This is a genomic window from Sorangium sp. KYC3313 (assembly GCF_052075895.1).
In the GTDB taxonomy this organism is placed as follows: Bacteria; Myxococcota_A; Polyangia; order Polyangiales; family Polyangiaceae; genus Sorangium; species Sorangium cellulosum_B.
This window is the reverse complement of sequence record NZ_CP197255.1, coordinates 2,944,523-2,963,863: the sequence shown is the minus strand read 5'-3', so window position 1 is coordinate 2,963,863 and position 19,341 is coordinate 2,944,523. Positions and strand designations below refer to the sequence as shown.

Sequence of the window (19,341 nt, the reverse complement as noted above, 5' to 3'; positions counted from 1 at the left end):
GGGCCATCTTGAAAAGCGTTGCCCGAACCGTCAAGCGAACGCGGGCGCGCGGCGCCGCTACGGTGCGGCCCGCGTCACATCGGAGCCGCCGCGCGGCGCCTTCGATGCGGCGCGCGCGGCCCTGAGGAGCGGCTCCTTGATCGAGCCCGCCTCGGGCACGAGCAGAGCGCCCCGCTGGCGCGGCGAGCCGCCGTGCGGCGAGGAGCGCAGGAGGAGCGCGCCTGCGAGCACCACGAGGACCACGAGGCCGACGGTCGCGGGGACGAGCCAGCGCCGCGCGTGGCCCTGGTCGGACGTCGGCGGCGCCGGCCGAGCGCCCTGCGGTGGGCCGGCGCCGCGCTCCGCGCTCGCGCGCCCGGGCTGAGCGGCGGCCTGCGGCGAGCTCTGCCGTGACTGCGGATAGTCGGAGTCGAGCGCGCGCTCGCGCGCGATCTGCATGGCCTCCTGGATCGCGGCGCGCCGCCGCTCGCCGCGCGGGCCGAGCATCTGCTGCATCAGCGCGGCGAGCTCATCCGAGGCGGCGACAGGCGTCGCTGGCGACAGCTGATCGATGGACTGGCGCAGCTCGGCCATCGTGGCGAAGCGCTCGTCCCTCGGCTTCGCGAGCATCCTCATGATGATGCGCCCGACGTCCTCCGGGAGCGACGGGACGAGGGTCCGCGGCGGCTCGGCCGCCGCCTTGTCGCAGATGCGGCGCACCGTCGCAGGATCGTTCTCGGCGTGGAAGGGGTGCTTGCCCGTCACGAGCTGATAGAAGACGATCCCGAGCGTGAACACGTCGGTGCGGCGATCGATGGGCTCGCTGCCCGCCTGCTCCGGCGACATGTACGCGTACTTGCCCTTCAGCTGGCCGACCTGGGTTCGCTGCAGGTTCGAGGCGGCCTTGGCGACGCCGAAGTCGAGGATCTTCACCGACCCGTCGTATCCGACCAGGATGTTTTGCGGCGAGACGTCGCGGTGGACGAGGCCGACGGGCTTGCCGTCGCGGCCGCGCAGCTCGTGCGCGGCGTGCAGGCCGAGGGCCGCCTCGGCCACGATGCGGAGCGCGAAGGGGAGCGGCAGGCCGCCGCGCGCCTTGCTCTCGCGGAGAACCAGGTTGAGCGGCTCGCCGTCGATGAGCTCCATCACCTGGTAGAGGACGCCGTCCTCCTCGCCCACATCGATGGTCTCCGCGACGTTCGGGTGATGGATCTGCGAGACCAGGGTGGCCTCGTCGAGGAACATCGCCTCGAAGTCGGGATCGTCGCTCAGCTCGGCGCGCAGCAGCTTGACGGCGACGATCCTGGGGACCTGGCCGCCCGTTCGAGCGGCCCACACCGAGGCCATGCCCCCGAGCGCGATGGGGACGAGGAGCTCATAGCGACCGAGCGTGTGGCCAGCGCGTACTTCTCCCATGGTGCTCACGTGCCGCGTAACCCCGGAGCGAGGCAGCGCCCGCCGGGAATCGAGCCCGCCGAGCGCGGCCCGCCCACGACGTCGGGTCCGCAAGAAGCGCTCGGTGTGCCAGGTGGTGCTCTTGATCGAAAAACGACCGCGTGCGCCCGGATTGCGACCGGGCGCCTGGTGCTCGGATCGTCGCAGAGAACGCCTTGGCGCTCAACCCGGAACGCCGTTCGGGTCGCAGCGTGATCTTTCACCGATCCATCGCGGAACGGGCCCGGTCGCGCTCAGCGCGTGAGCCCCCGTGCCTTGGAGAGATCGCCGCTGTCCTCCGCCGGCGCGTCTGGCTGCGAGGGCTCGGGAGACGGGATGACCTTGCGCAGCGCTGACAGGTGTCGCTTGGTGACCCCTGTCACCGCCAGGATCTGAGCGTCGGTCGCGCGACGCACTCCTTCCATGGAACCGAGCTCCCGGAGGAGCGCCGTCCTCACTGCGCTGCCAAGCCCTGGGACGTCCTCGATCTCGGACCGGAGGCGCCGCGCCTTGCCGAGCCGCTTGCGTGCGTGGTTTGCGAAGCGGTGCGCCTCGTCGCGCGCGCGCGCCAGGAAGAAGAGGGCGGAGCTCGTGGATCGGAGCGGGATACCGTTCTTCTGGCCAGGCAGGTAGACGCGGTCGACGAGCTTCTCTCCGGTCTGCGTCTCCCGCTCCTTCGCCAGACCGACGATCGGGAGGCCGTGCAGGCCGAGATCGCGCGCCGCCGACAGCGCCACCTGCAGCTGGCCGCGCCCACCATCGACGACGAACAGATCTGGAAGATCCCACTCGCCTCCGCCGGCCTCGGAGCGCCTCGACACATCACCCCCCGAGCCGGCGCTCTCTCGCTCCGCGGCAGCGGACACGGGCGCCCCTTCCGTCTCCGGCGGAGCGTCGCTCGCTGCTGCCAGGCCGATGTCCTCGTCAGCCAGGTCGCCCTCCGTCGCATCGCTCTCGAGCGCGTCGCTCTCCGCCGGATCGCTCTCCATCATGTCGCTCCCGGTGACGCCCTCCATCACGTCGCTCTCGGGCGCGCCTCCGGCGCCGAGGGCGGCGTCGCTGTCTGCGGTGTCTGCGGTGTCTGCGGTGGACGCGGGGCTCGCCTGCCGAGCGGCCTTTCCGCGGCGAAAGCGCCGTGAGAGCACCTCGTACATCGCGGCGTAGTCGTCGCCGTCGGCCACGCTCTTCACGTTGAAGCTGCGGTAGCGCTTCTTGTCCGGCTGACCATCGAGGAGCGCCACGATCGATCCCACCGTGTCGCCGCCGCCGAGATGCGAGATGTCGCAGCACTCGATGCGACGCGGGAGCGTCGGGAGACGAAGGCGCTCCCTGATCTCCTCGAGCCGGGCCTCGAGATCGTCGGAGCTCCGCTGCTTCTCCCGGAACGCGTGAGCCGCGTTCTCGCTCGCCATCTTGAGCAGATCGACGCGGGGCCCGCGCTGAGGCACGAAGAGCGCCACCTTGCGGCCGCGCCGATCGCCGAGCCACTCCGCGACGCCCTCCGCGCCGTCGGGCAACACCGGCACGAGGACCTCATCGGGGATCGTGGTGGACGCGACGCCATAGTACTCGTTCAAGAAGCCGCCGAGCACCTCGTCGTCCGGCAGCTCCATGTTGCGGAGCGAGAAGGACAGCGTGTCTGTCACGCGCCCCCTCCGCACCAAGATCACTTCGACCTCCACGAGCGTCCCCTCGCGGTAGATGCCCACCACGTCTTGATCGACGTCCTTCACGTAGACGACGCGCTGGGCCTCGCGCACGGCCTCGACCGCCCGGAGCTGATCGCGGTAGATGGCGGCGCGCTCGAACTCGAGCTCCCGCGACGCGTCCCGCATTCGCGTGGTGAGCTCCCCCGTGAGCTCGTCGTGGCGCCCTTCGAGGAAGAGCGCGACCGAGCGGACCATCTCCGTATAGAGCTCCCGGTCCACATCCATCACGCAGGGCGCGAGGCAACGCTTGATCTGGTACTGCAGGCAGGGGCGCCGGCGCGACGCCATCTCGGTATCGGAGCAGGTGCGGAGCTGGAAGTGCTTGTTGACCAGGTGGAGCGTCCGCCGCGCGCTCGTCGCCGAGTGGTAGGGCCCGAAATAGCGCGCCTTGTCCGGGGCGGGACGGCGGACCGTCTCGAGCATCGGCCACGCCTTCTGCGTGTCGAGCCTGAGGCAAAGGAAGTCCTTGTCGTCACGCAGCTTGACGTTGAACCGCGGCTTGTGCTGCTTGACGAGCTCGTTCTCGAGTACGGCCGCTTCCTTCTCGGTGGCGGTCACCACCGTCTCCAGATCGGCCACGATCTTCCGGAGTATCGGGATGAAGTACCGGGCGTCGCTCCCGCTCTCCTGAAAGTAGCTGCGGACGCGCGAGCGCAGGCTCTTCGCCTTGCCGACGTAGACGACAGCGCCGGCCTTGTCGATGAACAGATAGCAGCCCGGCGTCGTCGGGAGCGACGCGAGCTTGGCGGCGAGGAGGGCTTCGGGATCCTGCTTGGCGCTCGGGTTGACCACGGCCGGAACGATCTAGAAGTCGCGCGCGCCGGCAGCAAGCGCCGCGATCACGGCTGCTCCCGTGGAGAGCGGCCGACGCGGCCCGCGCCGGTTCTCCTTTACATCTAGAAACGCCGTCATGTGACGCGGCGCCGCTCGCCTCGGCGCGACGGGGCAGAACGCCCAGGTCGAGATGTCCGGCGGCGAGCGCCCTGATCACGTGAGCCGCGCAGCGCGCGCGAGCGCCCTGATCACGTGAGCCGCGCGCGCCGCGTGTCGACGCGCGGCTCTCGTGAGGCCACCCGATCACGGCGCGCCGCCGTCACGCGCCGCGCGATCGCCCGTGTAGGAGGCGGCGCTGGCGACTGCGGTGATGGCGCGCCGCGCCCACGTCGACGCGAGACACGCCCTCGATCTGGCAGTGGGCTCGACGTCAGGATCTTCGCGGGAGGAGGTCTCGGGTGTCGACCGCTCCTGCTTCGTGGCCTGGCGGACGACGGCGTCTTCGCCTCGGTCGCAATCCGGCGCGACTCCCGGTCGCTCCATCGCGCCCAGTCCGTCTGGAGCTTCCTGGCCTTGAGAGAGGTCGCCCGCTGGAGAGCGAGGTTGCCCGTACCGGCCATCGGTGCCCGCTTGTCCCCGCCGTAGCTGCGCTTCGGGCTCTCCCCGCAAGCCACTTTCAGCCCGCCGGGCGCCACGGTGGCGATCGTCTGGGAAGCATCTGGCGGGAATCAGGGAGGAACCTGGGAGGAAGCTCGGAGGAAGCTCGGAGGGGCGATGGCAGGGCTGATGCCCGGTCGGAGCTCCATCGTTACCGCGCACCATCTAATCAGGTTGCCTGAACCCGAAAGGACTTGTATGGTCGTAACACCACCAGCGACTGCCCGTTCGATACCCGGGTCCTGGGGCCAGAAGGCATCGGCGAACTGAGCCTGCGGCGCCACCGGCCCCGTGCCTGGTTCCCGTTCGCTGCCGTCCAGGTGCGCCGCCGCGCCTGGTGTCGGGCGGCCCCCGAGGTGGGAGTGCGCGTCGAACAGCCGAGGAGTGACGAACTGTCCACCAGCGTCCATCACCGCCGCCCCGCTCGGGGGATCGATGTCGCCCTCGGCGGCGACGGTGAGCTTCGCCCCCTCGCACGGGAGCGAGCCGCGGGCGAGCGTCACCCTGGTGCCCAGCACGAGTGTCACCCCCTGAATCAGGATGAGCGGCTGAGCGGGAGCGGCGGCCTCGTGGCCTCCCGCAGGGCGACTTCCGGCTTGCCAGGGCGGCCGTCGGAGCTCGGGCACGGCGAGCGGTTTGGGAGACTCGGCCGGAGGCTGGGCAGCTCCAGCACAGCCGCAAAAAGACGCAGCCAGACCGGAGGCGACATGGCCTGGGGGCTGCAACGTGGGTGGGAGCAACCGCGTCGGGCCGCCGCGCCGATCCGCCAGGGGGATGTCCTTGCAGGTGGGTGGGGTAGCCCTCATGACGTCGACACCGCCGGAGGACGCCTCGGCGGCCGACACGTTGCGGTCGATCCCGGAGAGCGGCTCGGTCGGGAGACGAGAGCTCGGGCATACGGTTACGCCGCCGGAGCAGGGCGGAGTGCAGAAGTGAAAGGCTGCCGCTCCAGCTCACCGGGGGTCGCCTGGAACGGCGACCTCGGCCATGACACCTTTCCTCATCGCGGGCGCTCCACCCGGGGGGTCGGGCTCCTCCACGGTCCCTCGGTCAGGCGCCCGCTTCGGTCGCTGCGCGGTGGGGCGCGTGTGTCCGGAGCACAGGAAAGCAGATCCTCATGGGAATGTCGCTGGCTCCCCTCGGTTACGGGGCTGCCCACGGCGCGCGCGCGGCGGCATCCAAAGCGGGAGCGCGGTGCAGAGAGGAGCGCGGCGCTGTCCATCGCACCCTCTTGGGTTGGGGCGGAGCCTGGCTTCGCGGCGCGACGTCGCCAGGGAGACGAGGTGGCTGGAGTCCTGCTCGACCGGTCGCCCCAGCACCCCATGACCCGACGGGGAGGTGGCGAGCGCGGGTTCTTGACGCGCGTAGAGGGGAGAGGGGGACACCTCTCGAATTATTTTCAAGCAAGGTGCTGTTCAGCAGTTGACAACTCTAGCTATTCATGGGACGCGAGATCCAATGAACAACGTCGAAACCGAGATCAAAAGCCACGTTGATGCATTCGTCTCTCAGCTGAGCGGACTTGTCCGCAAAGCGGCTCTCGAGGCCGTCGCCAACGCCCTGCGAGGCGAGGGCCAGCCGGCCGCTGCGGCCGCCGCGCCGCGCAAGGTGGGTCGGGCCAAGGCCGCTCCCCAGCAGCCTGCGGAGGTCAAGAAGGCGGTCGGTCGTCCCGCTCGCGCTGCGAAGCCCACCCGCAAGAAGGGCGAGAAGCGCTCGAAGGAAGAGCTCGCCGCCATGACGCAGAAGGTCCTGGAGCACATCCGGAGCAACAGCGGCCAGGGCGTCGAGCAGATCGCCAAGGATCTGGGCACCACGACGAAGGAGCTGACCCTCCCGATTCGGAAGCTGCTCGTCGAGAAGAAGATCACGTCGAAAGGAGAGAAGCGGGCTACCAAGTACTTTTCCCGCTGAAGCCGGCATCGACGCTCTCCAGAAGCGTCCGGCCAAACCGACCGAGGTCGACGTCCCGCCTTCCCGCAAGCCCGGCAGGGGAAATCGCGGCGAGCCGGGAGCTGTCCCGGCAGGCGCGGAGACGTCGCACCTCGGAGCGGAGCAAGCTCCGCAGCCGTACACGCCGCTGGATGCCCCTCAGGACGCCCCGCCAAGCCATGTCGCCTCCTCGTAGGACGACGGAGAAATCCGCACGTAAAGCGCGGCAACTGCCGCCCGACCGCTGCTGAGCGGATCCGCCTGGTGACACGACACAGGCGGCGGCGGCGCTCCGCGATCGCGCCTGTGCACACATGTCCGCTCTGGTGCCCAGGACACCGGGTTACCGGGCCGCCATGCCCGTGCTCTTGTCGACGTCGGATCGGGAGAGATCACCACGTCGTGATCCCCTGAGACCCCAACATATCGTGGGACATCATCAAAGGACCACCATATCTAGCTTCGTGCATCCGCGATCGCGCCGGGTGTCCTGTCGCGCGGCGCTGACGCGGCCTCGCGGCGGACGCTGGGGCGTGAGACGGGGCCGAGCTCCAAGGAAGCGAAAGGGAGCGTCACCGGCGCGACGCGGCGCAGGAGTCCGGTCATCCGGGGCCGGACTCCCGCCGGGCGGTGCTCGCTCCGTGGGGCCGTGAGCGTGGCCGGGACTGCCGACATGGCAGAGCGCGATCGGCGCCGCGCAAGCGTCGTTGCTGTGAACGCCTGACTCGCTCCGCCCACCCGGCGCCTTTCTTCTCGACGATGACGCGGCGCCCTCGGAGCCGCACTGGACCTGGCCGGCCCGGAGCTCAACGCACTTTCACGGACACCTGGACGGGACGCCCCAGGCGGATAGTGCGGGCTTGCCATGTGGGCGAGCCTGACGCCCGGCAAGGAGGAGCCACCGGAAGCCTATCGGCCTCTGGCGATCAGGACAGGGACATGGACAGCGGGCTCCGCCGCCAGGCCCATGGGACATGGCATGGTCCGTGCCATCAGGGTCGCTCCAACCGATAGATAACGCGGGTCGTGTACCAGAAGGAGCCGCGAGACCAGCGCGTCAACCTACTGGACAGGTTCTAACCATCCGCGGTGATCGAGCAACTGGGTGATGCACAAGAGGCCGCACGCCGGCTCGGACACCCCGGCAATGACCGCTGACGCTCGGGGCGCGGTGACGGCGGTGGGAGGATGACAGCTCCGGGGAAGGACGACTCGGGCTCAGCGCTGGGCTCGGCTCCCGACGATGAGGACATTCGAGAAGGGCGTTTTCCCCCAGGCGGGCACCGTCTCGCAGGAGAAGCCGAGCTGCTCGAGGAGCGCCTCGATCTCTCGGGCGGGACGGAAGCGCACACGCTCGCCCCGGTTGAATCGAAGCGCGGTGAAGACACGCTCCTCAAGGAGCGTGATCGAGCTCCTCAAGCCGCGCTCGGTGTCCGCCTCGCGGACGAGCAAGCGCCCGCCCGGACGAACCGCGGCCGCCGCGCGCCGCAGGATCGCGTCCTGCTCTTCCACGCGGAAGTAGTGGAGCAGGTCGATGAGCAGCACGGTGTCTGCAGTTCCGAGCTCGGCCTCGCGCGCATCTGCGCACCAGAACTCGGCGTCCAGCGGAGGGCCGGCGTGGGCCGCGCGCTGCGGGCCGGGCGGGCCGGGCGACTCGGACGAGCGCGGGAGAGATGCGCCGGAGCCCTCGCCGGCCGCGCGCCGGGCGTCCTCTATCTTGGCTCGGTCCCAGTCGAACCCGCGCGCGCGCTCGGCCCTCCCCAGCTCGAGCAGGAGAATCGGCAGCTGGCCTGCCCCGGTCCCGATATCGAGGACCTCCCCGAGCGCGCCGGGGCGGTCGCCCGCGATGCCGGCAATCAACCGGGCGACGGGGTCGCCGAGCAGCTTGAAGCGGACATAGTGAAAGCGGGTACGCTGCGCCGGCGTGGCGCCCTCAGGCGGGCTGTACCTCCCGGCGACGCGCTCGACCGCGTGAACCCACGGCGGCGCATCCCCGGGGAGCCGATACGGCTCCATCCTGCTGCTCTGCTGCGAGGGAGCGCGGCGCCGCTTCAGCGTGACGAGGACGAAGATCAGGCCGCCGCCGAGCGCCGCGAGCGCGAGCCCGACCACCGGGGCGCCGAGGAACATGTACTCGGGGAAGTCCGAAAGCGCTTGCGCCCAGCTCATCTTTTCGTAAAGGCGCAGCCAGCGACCCGTGCGGAGGTACGCTCCGACCTGGACCTCGGCCGTGAGCAGCGCTGGCGCGAACAAGGGGTTGGAGATGTTCGCAGCGACCCAGGCAATCGCTGCATCCAGACGGAACCACAGACAGAGGAGGAGCACGAGCGGCGTGTGGCAGCCGAAGATCGGCTGCGACCCGATGAACAGGCCGATCGCGACCGCCACGGCGGTCCGGCCGGCGGACAGCTCGCTGCCACGGAGCTCACGCCACGCGCGGCGCGCCTCCTCTCGGAGGAGAGAGTATTTCGCCAACGCTCAGGGCTTGCTTTCCCGTGCAGCACGATCCGTCTCACCCGCTGCATCGGCCGTCGTCTTGGAGAGGATGTCGCTCACGGTCGTGGGAGTCGCCTCGTCGAGCGCGTCCCACGCACCGCCCGCCGCGGCGGCCGGCGCCGGGTCGCCTGACACGACGCCCCCGCTCCGCCGCGCCTCCAGCGTGCGAAGGTACATCTTCGCCGTCCTGTTGTCGGGATCGATGGCGAGCGCCTCGCGCCACTCGGCGCTCGCCTGATCGGGCTCGCCAAGGGAGAGCAGCGCGACCCCGAGCAGCACGCGCGCCGGCGCGTACTTCGGGTTCGCGTCGCGCGCGGCGGCGTAATGCTCGCGAGCGAGCGCCAGATTCCCGGCGTCGCGGTACATCGTCCCGAGGCGCAGCTGAAGATCCACGAACGTCGGACACAGCGCCACAGCCCGCGTGAGCTCGGCGATCGCTTCCTGCGCGCAACCGGCGTCGGCATAGGCCTGCGCGAGATCGGCGTGCATGTTGGCGATCTTGCCGCGCGCGAACGGATCGAGGACGCCGCCTCCCCCCTCGCCGCGGCGGATGCGAGAGTAGACATGCCGCGCGGCCTCGTATTTGCCGAGGTCGTTGTAGGTGACGGCGAGGTTCAGCAGCGCTTCCGTGTAGTGCTCGTTGAGCTGCACCGCGCGCTCGAAGTGGGCCTCGGCCGCGAGGAAATCACCGCGTTCGTGGAGAATGACGCCGAGCATGTTGTAGACGTCCGCGAAGCGGTCGGTCTTCTCGATGATCTGTCGCAGGGCGTGCTCCGCGAGATCGTACTCGCGCCGCTCGTAGTGCTCCCTGCCGAGAACCAGGAGTTGCTTCAGCCGGTCGTCCATCAGGCCCGTCAGCTTACGCGACCGGCGTACGATGGGATCCGTCTTCCGCGCAACCCTTGCGTCGGCCAGGGAGTCGCGCGGTTGCAACCCCGTCGATGCCTTGGTACGCACGGCGGCGTGCCGAGTGCAGTACCCCAGAACCCTCTCGAGGCCTCCGGAGCGCCGGACGCCGAGGACCGCGCCGGGGAGCGGAGCGGAGAGGCCGGCAGCGCGGCGGAGCCTGGCGCCACTGCCCCGCAAGACGCGCCGCGCGCGGAGATCGTGCGCATCGGCGCGGCCGAGGACGTCGCGGACGACGCGCTCGACGCCCCCAGCAAACCGGCCACGCCGCCGCTGACCGCGCCGCTGCAGGGCGGGCGCCGGGGCGAGGGTGCTCCGGCCGCTCCCTGGTCGCGCAGCAGCGAGCTGCGCGCCCGCGCGGCGTCGACGTGGCCGCCGCAGCTCCCTCCTCCTTCTTCTCGCGGGCGCGCATCGGCGCCCTGGTCGCGCGGCAGCGATCCGCGCATGCAGCCCCTGCGGACGCCGTCGCTCGTGGACGGCGGTCCCCACGCGGGCCCTGGTTCGACGGATGGCCCGCGGCTCCCACCCGGCCTCAGCCGCCCCCCTCCAGGACCGCACCTGTCGCCGCGCATGACCGCGGTCTTCGGCGGCATCTTCGGCCTCGCGACGCTCACCTCGCTCATCGCGCTGCTGATCCAGGGCGTCCCCGTGCGCGACGAGCGCGCGCTGGTCGCGGCGAGCCCGGCGGCCTCGGCAGCAGGTACGGACGAGGCCGCCAGGCGGTCCTCCTTGCCCGAGGTGAAGACCAAGCAGCGCACCCCGCTGCCCGGCCCATGGCGGATCTCCGAGCTCGCGAAGGATCCTTCCATGCTCCTGGTGAGCGACGTGATGGACCGCCGGTCGTTCATCACGGCCCTCGACGAGAAGGGCGTACCGAAGGCGCAGATCTACCGGATCATGAAGGCCTTCGACGGGCTGCGGAAGTTCGACAAGTGCGGCCGCAAGGACCGGTTCACTGTCGCGATGGATCGCTCCACGCGCCGCGTCCGCGCCTTCGAGTACGAGGTCTCGGCGAGCGAGATCTACCAGGCGAGGGACGACGCGGCCGGGCTGCTCAAGGGCGCCGCGCTCGACATGAAGATCGCCGAGGAGGAGGTCGTCGCCTCCTTCTACGTGGGGAAGGATCTCGCCGACGCGATCCGGGCGGGGGGCCTGGAGCCCGGCGTGCTCGACGTGATCGACGACGCGCTGAACGGGCGCCTCTCGACGGAGAGCTTCGAGGAGGGGAGCACGGTCCGGCTGATCGCCATCGAAGAGACGGCGCTCGGGATGTTCTCCCGGTACAAGAAGATCATCGCGTTCGAGTACCGGCCCGCGGATCCCGCGGAGAAGCCGGTGCGCATCTACGATTTCAAGGGGCAAGAGGCCCGCGGCACGTTCGATGAGCGCGGCCGGCAGCCGCACGCCGGCGGCTGGCGCGCGCCGGTCCCGGGCGCGCCCGTGACGTCGAAGTTCAACCCGCAGCGGATGCACCCGGTGCTGAAGAAGAGGATGCCCCACAACGGGACGGACTTCGGCGCGCCGACGGGAACGCCGGTGTACTCGGCGTACCGCGGCGTGGTCGACTGGGTCGGTCCGGCGGGTCCGAGCGGCAACCTCGTCACGGTGACGCACGCGAACGGGGTCACCACCGGCTATGCGCACCTGTCGAGGTATGCCCCCGGGATCAAGGCGGGCATGAAGGTGGGTACCCACCAGCTCGTCGGCTACGTCGGGTCGACGGGCCGCTCGACGGGCCCTCACCTTCACTTCAGCGCGAAGAGGGACGGCAAGTACTTCGATGCCGAGACGCTCCAGCTCGATGGAGAGCGCGTGATGCCCGGCGTCGATCGCGCGGCGTTCGCCGCGGCGAAGGAAGCGCTCGACAAGCGGCTCGACGCCATCCCGCTGCCCGAGCCGCCGCCCGAACCGGCGAAGCCGGAGGCGGCAGAGCCTCCCTCGCCGCCGCTCGCGGCCACCGGCAGCGAGGCCCCGGCCGCCGCGGCACCGGACGTCGGACCGAGCGGACCGAACGAGCAAGAAGCGAAGCCGCCGGAAGGCGCCGGGGACGACGAGGGCGAGCTCATCGAAGGCGCCGATCTCAAGAGCCCGCCGGAAGCGATGTGATGCCGAGCGGGCCGAGAGGTCCGCTCGATGAAAGCAGAGGACGCCGAGCGGGCCGAGAGGTCCGCTCGATGAGAACAGACGCCGAGGGACGAGCCGCCCCGTCCTCGGCGCCTTCGCGGCATCGGGCAGACAAAACGCACCGAGGACGCGGAGGGGGAAACCCTCGCGTCCTCGATGTCCTTGCCATGCCGTCCATCTCGATGGGCGGCGGCCCAGGCCTGCTACCGCTTCGAGTACTGGAAGCGCTTGCGGGCGCCGGGCTGGCCGTACTTCTTGCGCTCCTTCTTCCGCGCGTCGCGCGTGAGGAAGCCCGCGCGCTTGAGCGACGGCCTGCGCTCCGGATCGAGCTCGCAGAGGGCGCGCGCGATGCCGTGCCGCATCGCCTCGGCCTGCGCGCTGTGGCCGCCACCGACCACGGTCGCGCTCACGTCGAACTGATCGAGCAGCTCGAGCAGCTCGAGCGACTGACGCATCACCATGCGCGAGGTCTCGCGGACGAAGTAATCGTCAGCAGGCCTCTGGTTCACCTTGATGTTGCCGGTGCCCGGCGAGAGGAAGACGCGCGCAACGGCGGTCTTACGCTTACCAGTGGCGTACGTTCTGGTTTCCGTCATGGCTTTGCTCAGCTGTAGCTAAGGGGCTGCGGCTTCTGCGCCGCGTGGGGGTGGTCGGGACCGGCGTAGACCTTGAGCTTGGTGAGGAGCTCGCGCCCGAGCACGTTCTTCGGGAGCATGCCCTTCACGGCCTTCTGGATCGGGAGCTCCGGCTTGCGCTCGAGCAGGTGACCGTACGACTCGGAACGGAAGCCGCCCGGCTCGCCGCTGTGCCGCACGTAGTTCTTCTGCTGGAGCTTGCGGCCCGTCAGAAGGATCTTCTTGGCGTTCACGACGATCACGAAGTCGCCGGTGTCGACGTGCGGCGTGAACGTGGGCTTGTTCTTGCCGCGGAGCACCGTGGCGATGCGGCTGGCAAGGCGGCCGAGGGGCTTGCCTTCCGCGTCGATCACCCACCACGTACGCTCGTTGCGGGCCTCCGCAGGCTTGGCGGAAAAGGACTTGGGCTGAGGATTCATTGGGCGAAAAACTCCGGAAGGGCGCCTGCCAAAAAGGGGCGCCACTTCTACAAGGCGGCCCTTCGCCTGTCAAGCGTCTCAGGCTTCTGCCGCAGCATCGTCATCGTCCGGCGAGGGTTGGTCAAGCGGGGTTTGTCGACAATCCGTCGGCGTTCCGTCCGTCCCGCCGGTCACGTCCATCACGTCGGTCCCGTCCATCACGTCGGTCCCGCCGCGCACCACTGGCTTGTCTCGGGCTCCCCCATTTCTCTCATTTGCCCGACCATCCAGCTCGTCACGGTGTTGAACCAGGCAGGGCCTCAGCCGCATCGACGGCGAACACGCCCCAAGCTCCCCTCGAACGCCGCGCCAGGGAACACAGCGACGAGCGGACGCGGCGGTCGAGCGACCGGCCGATCGGCCTCATCGCTCACGTCACATCGCTCGCCGACGTCCTGCTGGCTCGCTTGTAAGGAGCTCATCACGGCAAGGAGTCGATCGACGGTTCAGCTCAGCGGAGAGGGCGGGATTCGAACCCGCGGTACGTTGCCGTACACACGATTTCCAGTCGTGCACCTTCGACCACTCGGTCACCTCTCCCGATACAACTTCAACGCGCCTCGCTTCTGCCGGACCGGCGCCGCTCGCGAGAGAGCGGGCGGTGAGAGCCCACCTGCTTTCAACGGGGGCAAGCAGCCAAGCGTAGCGGAGAGAGCGGGATTCGAACCCGCGGTACCCTTGCGGGTACACCTGATTTCGAATCAGGCACCTTCGGCCTCTCGGTCACCTCTCCGCCGGCGAACATGGCAAAGCGGGGCCGGCTGGTCAAGCATCTCCTGACCACCGACCGGTCCGGAGGTGCGCTTTCAGCGCCGAGGCCCCCCGCCAGCCGTTCGGAGCGCGCTCCCGGGCAGCGCTCGTCGTCCAGCATGCGGCTCGCCGGCGCTGCAGGATCCGCGGCGCCGCACCGGCGGGCGCGGCCCTACCCCGCCCCGCGCGGCGCCTGCCCTCCGCGAGCGGCTGGCCGCGTCGGAGCGGCGCCGTCGGAGGCAGGCTCGCGATCGCCGTCGGAGAAGGCCTCGGCCCCGAGCGCGGCGCGCGCCGCCGGCGTGCCTGCGCGCGGGAGCCGGATGACGAAGCGCGCGCCTCCGAGCGGGGACTCGAGCACGTCGATGGTGCCGCCGTGATCGACCACGATCTTCTTCACGATGCTCAGGCCGAGCCCCGTGCCGTCGTACCGCGTCGTGACGTACGGATCGAACACCGAGTCCCGCACGGCGGGATCGATGCCCGGGCCGTCGTCGTCGATCGCGATGAGGTGGCTCTGCCCCTCGCTCCGCGCCGAGACGCGAACGCTGCCCCACGCGGCGGCGCCCGGGCGCTCTCGGGCTCCTCCGCCGGGCGCCGCTCGCTGCGCGTCGCGCAGCGCCTGCGCCGCGTTGCGCACGATGTTGCCGAGGGCGCGCCGGAGCATCTCGCGATCGAGCGCGGCCGGCATCAGGACGTCCGGCACGTCGAACTCGAGATCGACGCGCCCGAGCAGCGCCTCGTCCGAGGCGTGCTCGCGCCCCGCCTCCTCGATCGCGGCGAAGCGCTCGCCCTGCTCGCGCAGGAACTCCGCGAGATCCGAGGGCTCGAGCTCTGCCCGCGGGAGCCGCGCGAAATTGGAGAACTCGCCGACGAGGCGGCGCAGCGTGCCGACCTCCTCCTCGACGACCTCCAGCGTCGTCTGGAGCAAGCGCTGGTACGCCGGGTCGCTGCCCGCATAGCGGCGGTGGCACTCCTCGACGGCGAGCTGGATCGGGGTCAGCGGGTTCTTGATCTCGTGCGCGAGGTGCCGCGCCATCTTCTGCCACTCGCCCATGCGCTTGAGGAACTCGATCCGCGCGCGGCTGCCCTCGAGCTCCTCGAGCATGCGGTCGAAGGCGCGGCCGAGATCGGCGACCTCGTCGTCGCCCCGCAGCCCCACGCGCACCGAGAGGTCGCCCTCCGCGACGGGCCGGGTCGCCGCGGCGAGCCGCGCGATGCGGTCGACCACGGGGCGCGCCACGAGCACGCCGGCGAGGATCGCGAGGACGATCGTCGCGCCGAGCAGTGCGGCGAAGGCGTCGCCGTAGCTCTCGTCGAGGTACTCCTTCCGGTGCTCCCGCTCGAGGGCGTGGTACGCCTGCGCGAACGCCTGCGCCGCGTCGAGCTCGTCGAAGCGCGCGCTCGGCGCGGCGAACGTCGCGACGAGGGTCCGCGCGTCGCCGTCGCAGCCGCCGTCGTCGAGCGCGGGATCGCCGGGCTCTGCGGCGTGGCCGGGCGCGCGCGCGATCGCCTTCCGGACCGTGAGCGTCTTCTCGTGCGCCGGATCCACCGGGCGGCCGCGCTCGCGCGCTCCGGCGGGATCGCCGCCGCAGCGCTCGACGCGGAGGGAGACGAGCGCGGGGTGAGCGGCGATGATGCGCGCGAGCTCGGCGTCGAGGCGCTGCGCGTCGCCGGTGAAGGCGGCCTCGCGCAGCGGGTCCGCCGCGACGATCGCGTCGGCCTCGGAGCGCATGCCCTGCTTGATGGCGGCGGCCAGCTCGGCGTACACGCCGAGCGCCCTGTCCAGGTGGACGCCGAACTCGGGCTGGAACGCCGTCGCCGACACCCGCGCGATCACCGTCCTGGCGACCACGATGCTGGCGACGAGCGGGATCAGGGCGGTCACGAGGATGGCCGCGACGACCCGCCGTTCCGTCCTGCCGGGGATGCGCATGCGCGCAGCATAGCCGCGGCCCCGCGCGGGCGCGCAGGCGCGGCGCGGGGGCGCCCGCGCCGAAGACGGAGGGGCGCGCACCGAAGAGGAGCGCTGCGCGCGGCAGAGGAGGCCGCTCGCCGCGGCGGGGATGCCGCGCCGCGAGAGCGGCGTTGCTCGTTACTCGACGGTGACCGTCTTCGCGAGGTTGCGCGGCTGATCGACGTCGTTGCCCTTCAGGTTGGCGACGTAATAGGCGATGAGCTGGAGCGGGAGCACGGTAAGGAGCGGCCCGACCTCGTCCGGCACCTTGGGGATCCAGACGTGGTGCTGAGCGATCTCGAGGATCGACTCGTCGCCCTTCGTGGCGATCGCGACGACCTGCCCCTCGCGCGCCCGGACCTCCTGCAGGTTGGAGAACGTCTTGTCGTAGTGCGCGTCGCGCGGGCAGACGACGATGACGGGGAGCGCCTCGTCGATGAGGGCGATCGGCCCGTGCTTCATCTCGCCGGCCGCGTAGCCCTCGGCGTGCGCGTACGAGATCTCCTTCAGCTTGAGCGCGCCCTCGAGCGCGATGGGGAAGCCGAGGCCGCGCCCGAGGAACAGGACGTCCTTCGCGTGGACGAGGCGCTTCGCGATCGCGTGCACGTAGTCGGCGTCGCCGAGCACCTCGCGCATGTGGCTCGGGATCTCCCAGAGGGCCTGGAGGATCTCGCGCCCGCGCTCCGCCGGCAGCGAGTCGCGGCGGCGGCCGAGGTAGACGGCGAGCAGGAGGAGCGCGGCGAGCTGCGTGGTGAAGGCCTTGGTCGAGGCGACGCCGATCTCGGGGCCCGCGTGCGTGTAGAGCGCGCCGTCGGAGAGGCGCGGGATGGCGCTGTCGAGCACGTTGCAGAGCGCCAGCACCTTGGCGCCCTGCGCCTTCGCCGCCTTGAGCGCCGCGATCGTGTCGGCGGTCTCGCCCGACTGGCTGATGGCGATCACGAGATCGTCCGGGAAGAAGATCGGCTCGCGGTAGCGGACCTCGCTCGCGAGCTCGACGACCGTGGGGACCCTGGCGAGCTGCTCGATCCAGTAGCGCCCGGCGATGCCGGCGTGGTGGCTCGTGCCGCACGCGACGATGTAGACCCGGCGCAGCTCCCTCGCGAACTCGGGCGTGACCCCCATCTCGGTCGCGTGCACGTCGCCGGCGGCGAGATCGATCCTGCCGCGCAGCGTGGCCTCGACGACGTCGGGCTGCTCGTGGATCTCCTTCAGCATGAAGTGCTTGTAGCCGCCGCGCTCCGCCTGGACGGGGCTCCAGTCGATGCGCTTCACGCGCCGCTCGACCTTCTCGCCACCGGCCACGGTCTCGATGCGGACGCCGCTCGCGCGCAGCTCGACGATGTCGCCGTCCTCGAGGAAGATCATGTCGCGGGTGTGCGCGAGCAGCGCGGGGATGTCGCTGCCGCACAGCATCTCGTTCTCGCCAGCGCCGACGACGAGCGGCGAGCCGTACCGGGCGGCGACGATGACGTCGGGCTCATCGCGCGAGAGGACCGCGATCGCGTAGGCGCCGTGGACCTGCCGGAGCGCGCCGCGCACGGCCTCGAAGAGCGACTTCGCGCCCTTCTGGAGCTCGCGGTGGACGAGGTGAGCGACGATCTCGGTGTCCGTGTCGGAGAGGAACTTGACCCCCTGGCTCTCCAGCTGCTGCCGGACGGCCACGTGGTTCTCGATGATGCCGTTGTGCACGACGGCCACCGGGCCCGCGGAGTGCGGGTGGGCGTTCACCTCGCTCGGGCGGCCGTGCGTCGCCCACCGCGTGTGGCCGATGCCGGTCGTGCCGTCGAGGGTCCGCTTCTCGAGCGCCTCGCTGAGCTTGATCAGCTTGCCGAGCGTCCGGACGATCTCGATGCCCTTGCCGTCATGAATGGCGATGCCGGCCGAGTCGTAGCCTCGATACTCGAGCTTCCGTAGCCCTTCGACGATGATCGGCGCCGCCTTTTTTGACCCAACGTATCCGACGATCCCGCACATGCTCGCCTCGTTCAGGTAGTGCCCGCGCGCGCCTACGCGTGCGGCGGAAAATGGAACGTTACTCCTGGCACCGGGAGCTGACAGAGAAAATTGAGCCCCCTGACGGTGAACGCCGCGTTGAGCGCGCGAAGGTCACAGCCAGGACGAATGCGATCAACGCCGTGATCGAGGCGACCCCAAACGTGAGGGTGCCGCCCCCGCGCTTGTAGAGCTCACCCCACACGAGCATCCCGACGACGGATCCGGCGCCAGCGCTCGCCGAAAAGAGCCCTTGCGCCGTGGCGAGGATCTCAGGCGGGGAGCGATCCCGCGTGTAGGCGAGCGAGGCGACCCACATCATGCCGAACGAGACCGCGTGGAGCGGCTGGATGGCCAGCAGGGCGGGCCAGAAGCGCACATACGAGAGCAGCGCCCAGCGGAGCGAGGCGCCCGCGAAGGCGAACGCGAGCACCGTGGGCGGAGCGAATCGCTTGAGCAGGGGGCCGGAGAACGCCATGAGCGCGATCTCGCCGGCGACGCCGACGGCCCACGCGACCCCCACCAGCGACTCGGGGAAGCCGATGTCGCGCAGGTGCAGCGTGTAACAGAGATCGTACGAAGAGGTGGCGCTCTGGGCCAGGAACGATGCCGCGAGGAACAGGCGGAAATCGTGGCTCTGGAGGAGGGCACGGGCGCGCTGCCGCACGGAGCCTCCAGCGGCCGGAGCGCGCGCAGCGCCGGCGGCGTCGGCCGCTCCGTCGCGCGGGCCGGACCGACGGAAGAGCGCCTCGCCGCGCGCCGGAAGGGCCCACGAGATGGCGAACGCGATCAGCAGGCAGGCAGCGATCGTGGCGGGGAACGCGGCCGGCCGCGCCGGATCGACGAGGGCTCCGCTGGCGATCGCCATCAGCGCGAAGCTGATCGAGCCCCAGAGCCTGAGCCGGCCGTAGGCGATGCCGGAGCTCGCCGACGCCTCCACCGCGACGACGTCGGCCATCGTGAACATCGGCGATCGAAAGAAGGCGAACGCGAGCGCCGCGACGAAGAGGCCGGCGAAGCCGAGCGACACGCCGAGCGCCGACGACAGCGCGAGCAGCGCGAACACGACGAAGGCGCCAGCGCAAGCCGCCCGGATCAGCCACACCCGCACGCCGAGCGCGTCGGCGATCAAGCCGAACACCGGCGGCGCGACGAGGCCCATCGCCGGGAGCGTCGCCGCGATCGCCCCCATCGCGAGCCCCTGCATCCCCCGCGCCTCCAGCCAGCTCGGGAACAGCGGCAGGTACACGCCGAGGACGGCGAAGATACCGAAGTAGTAAAGCGAGATCGCCCGCGGCGACGGCCTGTGCTCTGAAGGGATGGAAGGAGGCATCGGCTGTGAGCGGCCCGCCCCGAGCGCGAGGGGCGTTCAGCGTGCCGCTCTCTGACGCCCGCCAGGCAAAGGAGCAAGCTCCGCGCCCCGGGCGATGGCCGTCGGCATGCTCGTGCTCCGCCCCGCGGAGGCAGGCCAGATCGCCGCGACGGCGGAGGAGGCGGAGGCCTCGACTGATCGACCGGGGCCCCGGAGCGCGTGACGGCGATCG

12 protein-coding genes and 2 tRNA genes are annotated in these 19,341 nt (G+C 70.7%); 3 read left to right on the top strand and 11 right to left on the bottom strand.

The annotated features are described in order from the left end of the window. Nucleotides 1–57: 57 nt before the first annotated feature. Nucleotides 58–1,395 carry a serine/threonine-protein kinase gene (locus ACSRUE_RS11640; RefSeq protein WP_441291063.1) on the bottom strand — a complete coding sequence of 446 codons (1,338 nt, stop codon included), beginning with the start codon at nt 1,393–1,395 and terminating at the stop codon, nt 58–60. A 272-nt stretch (nt 1,396–1,667) separates the two neighbouring features. Further along, nucleotides 1,668–3,914: an excinuclease ABC subunit UvrC gene (gene uvrC, locus ACSRUE_RS11635; protein WP_441291062.1), complete on the bottom strand. Its 2,247-nt coding sequence runs from the start codon at nt 3,912–3,914 to the stop codon at nt 1,668–1,670. Between the two features lie 1,443 nt (nt 3,915–5,357). Between uvrC and ACSRUE_RS11630 the strand changes: the two genes are divergently transcribed. Further along, nucleotides 5,358–5,489 (top strand): hypothetical protein, encoded by a 132-nt coding sequence (locus ACSRUE_RS11630; RefSeq protein WP_441291061.1) that lies wholly within the window; start codon nt 5,358–5,360, stop codon nt 5,487–5,489. A 522-nt stretch (nt 5,490–6,011) separates the two neighbouring features. After that, a complete protein-coding gene (locus tag ACSRUE_RS11625) occupies nt 6,012–6,464 on the top strand; it encodes a DNA-binding protein (RefSeq protein ID WP_437545356.1) in 453 nt (150 codons plus the stop codon). 1,236 nt (nt 6,465–7,700) lie between these two features. On the opposite strand, the gene ACSRUE_RS11620 is transcribed toward ACSRUE_RS11625, so the two are convergent. Continuing rightward, nucleotides 7,701–8,957, bottom strand: coding sequence for a DUF2062 domain-containing protein (locus ACSRUE_RS11620; protein ID WP_441291060.1), 1,257 nt, complete (start codon nt 8,955–8,957; stop codon nt 7,701–7,703). Between the two features lie 3 nt (nt 8,958–8,960). Continuing rightward, nucleotides 8,961–9,824, bottom strand: a complete 864-nt coding sequence (locus ACSRUE_RS11615; RefSeq protein ID WP_441291059.1) for a tetratricopeptide repeat protein — start codon at nt 9,822–9,824, stop codon at nt 8,961–8,963. Between the two features lie 117 nt (nt 9,825–9,941). On the opposite strand from ACSRUE_RS11615, the gene ACSRUE_RS11610 reads away from it, so the two are divergent. Then, complete coding sequence (locus tag ACSRUE_RS11610; RefSeq protein WP_441291058.1) at nt 9,942–11,990, top strand: peptidoglycan DD-metalloendopeptidase family protein; 2,049 nt, start codon at nt 9,942–9,944, stop codon at nt 11,988–11,990. A 221-nt stretch (nt 11,991–12,211) separates the two neighbouring features. Here the strand turns inward: ACSRUE_RS11610 and rpsI are convergent, their stop codons facing one another. From rpsI to ACSRUE_RS11575, 7 genes are all read right to left on the bottom strand, one after another. Then, the gene (rpsI, locus tag ACSRUE_RS11605; protein WP_012240012.1) at nt 12,212–12,604 is read right to left on the bottom strand and encodes a 30S ribosomal protein S9; all 393 of its coding nucleotides are present in this window, start codon (nt 12,602–12,604) and stop codon (nt 12,212–12,214) included. An 8-nt stretch (nt 12,605–12,612) separates the two neighbouring features. Continuing rightward, the gene (gene rplM / locus ACSRUE_RS11600) at nt 12,613–13,062 is read right to left on the bottom strand and encodes a 50S ribosomal protein L13 (protein ID WP_272102702.1); all 450 of its coding nucleotides are present in this window, start codon (nt 13,060–13,062) and stop codon (nt 12,613–12,615) included. 494 nt (nt 13,063–13,556) lie between these two features. Beyond that, nucleotides 13,557–13,641: transfer RNA gene (locus ACSRUE_RS11595), tRNA-Ser, on the bottom strand. A 106-nt stretch (nt 13,642–13,747) separates the two neighbouring features. Next, nucleotides 13,748–13,834: transfer RNA gene (locus tag ACSRUE_RS11590), tRNA-Ser, on the bottom strand. A 189-nt stretch (nt 13,835–14,023) separates the two neighbouring features. Continuing rightward, nucleotides 14,024–15,784 carry a sensor histidine kinase gene (locus ACSRUE_RS11585; RefSeq protein ID WP_441291057.1) on the bottom strand — a complete coding sequence of 587 codons (1,761 nt, stop codon included), beginning with the start codon at nt 15,782–15,784 and terminating at the stop codon, nt 14,024–14,026. 159 nt (nt 15,785–15,943) lie between these two features. Continuing rightward, nucleotides 15,944–17,779: a glutamine--fructose-6-phosphate transaminase (isomerizing) gene (glmS, locus tag ACSRUE_RS11580; protein ID WP_437764194.1), complete on the bottom strand. Its 1,836-nt coding sequence runs from the start codon at nt 17,777–17,779 to the stop codon at nt 15,944–15,946. A gap of 58 nt (nt 17,780–17,837) precedes the next feature. Continuing rightward, entirely contained in the window at nt 17,838–19,130 is a 1,293-nt protein-coding gene (locus ACSRUE_RS11575; RefSeq protein WP_437764193.1) for an MFS transporter, read from the bottom strand. Nucleotides 19,131–19,341 lie beyond the last annotated feature (211 nt).

Excerpts from the sequence above, each read along its gene's own strand:
- ACSRUE_RS11640 (WP_441291063.1), bottom strand. The coding sequence starts at position 1,395 with ATGGGAGAAGTACGCGCTGGCCACACGCTCGGTCGCTATGAGCTCCTC.
- ACSRUE_RS11630 (WP_441291061.1), top strand. The coding sequence starts at position 5,358 with ATGACGTCGACACCGCCGGAGGACGCCTCGGCGGCCGACACGTTGCGG.
- ACSRUE_RS11625 (WP_437545356.1), top strand. The coding sequence starts at position 6,012 with ATGAACAACGTCGAAACCGAGATCAAAAGCCACGTTGATGCATTCGTC.
- ACSRUE_RS11615 (WP_441291059.1), bottom strand. The coding sequence starts at position 9,824 with ATGGACGACCGGCTGAAGCAACTCCTGGTTCTCGGCAGGGAGCACTAC.
- rpsI (WP_012240012.1), bottom strand. The coding sequence starts at position 12,604 with ATGACGGAAACCAGAACGTACGCCACTGGTAAGCGTAAGACCGCCGTT.
- rplM (WP_272102702.1), bottom strand. The coding sequence starts at position 13,062 with ATGAATCCTCAGCCCAAGTCCTTTTCCGCCAAGCCTGCGGAGGCCCGC.
- ACSRUE_RS11585 (WP_441291057.1), bottom strand. The coding sequence starts at position 15,784 with ATGCGCATCCCCGGCAGGACGGAACGGCGGGTCGTCGCGGCCATCCTC.
- glmS (WP_437764194.1), bottom strand. The coding sequence starts at position 17,779 with ATGTGCGGGATCGTCGGATACGTTGGGTCAAAAAAGGCGGCGCCGATC.
- ACSRUE_RS11575 (WP_437764193.1), bottom strand. The coding sequence starts at position 19,130 with ATGCCTCCTTCCATCCCTTCAGAGCACAGGCCGTCGCCGCGGGCGATC.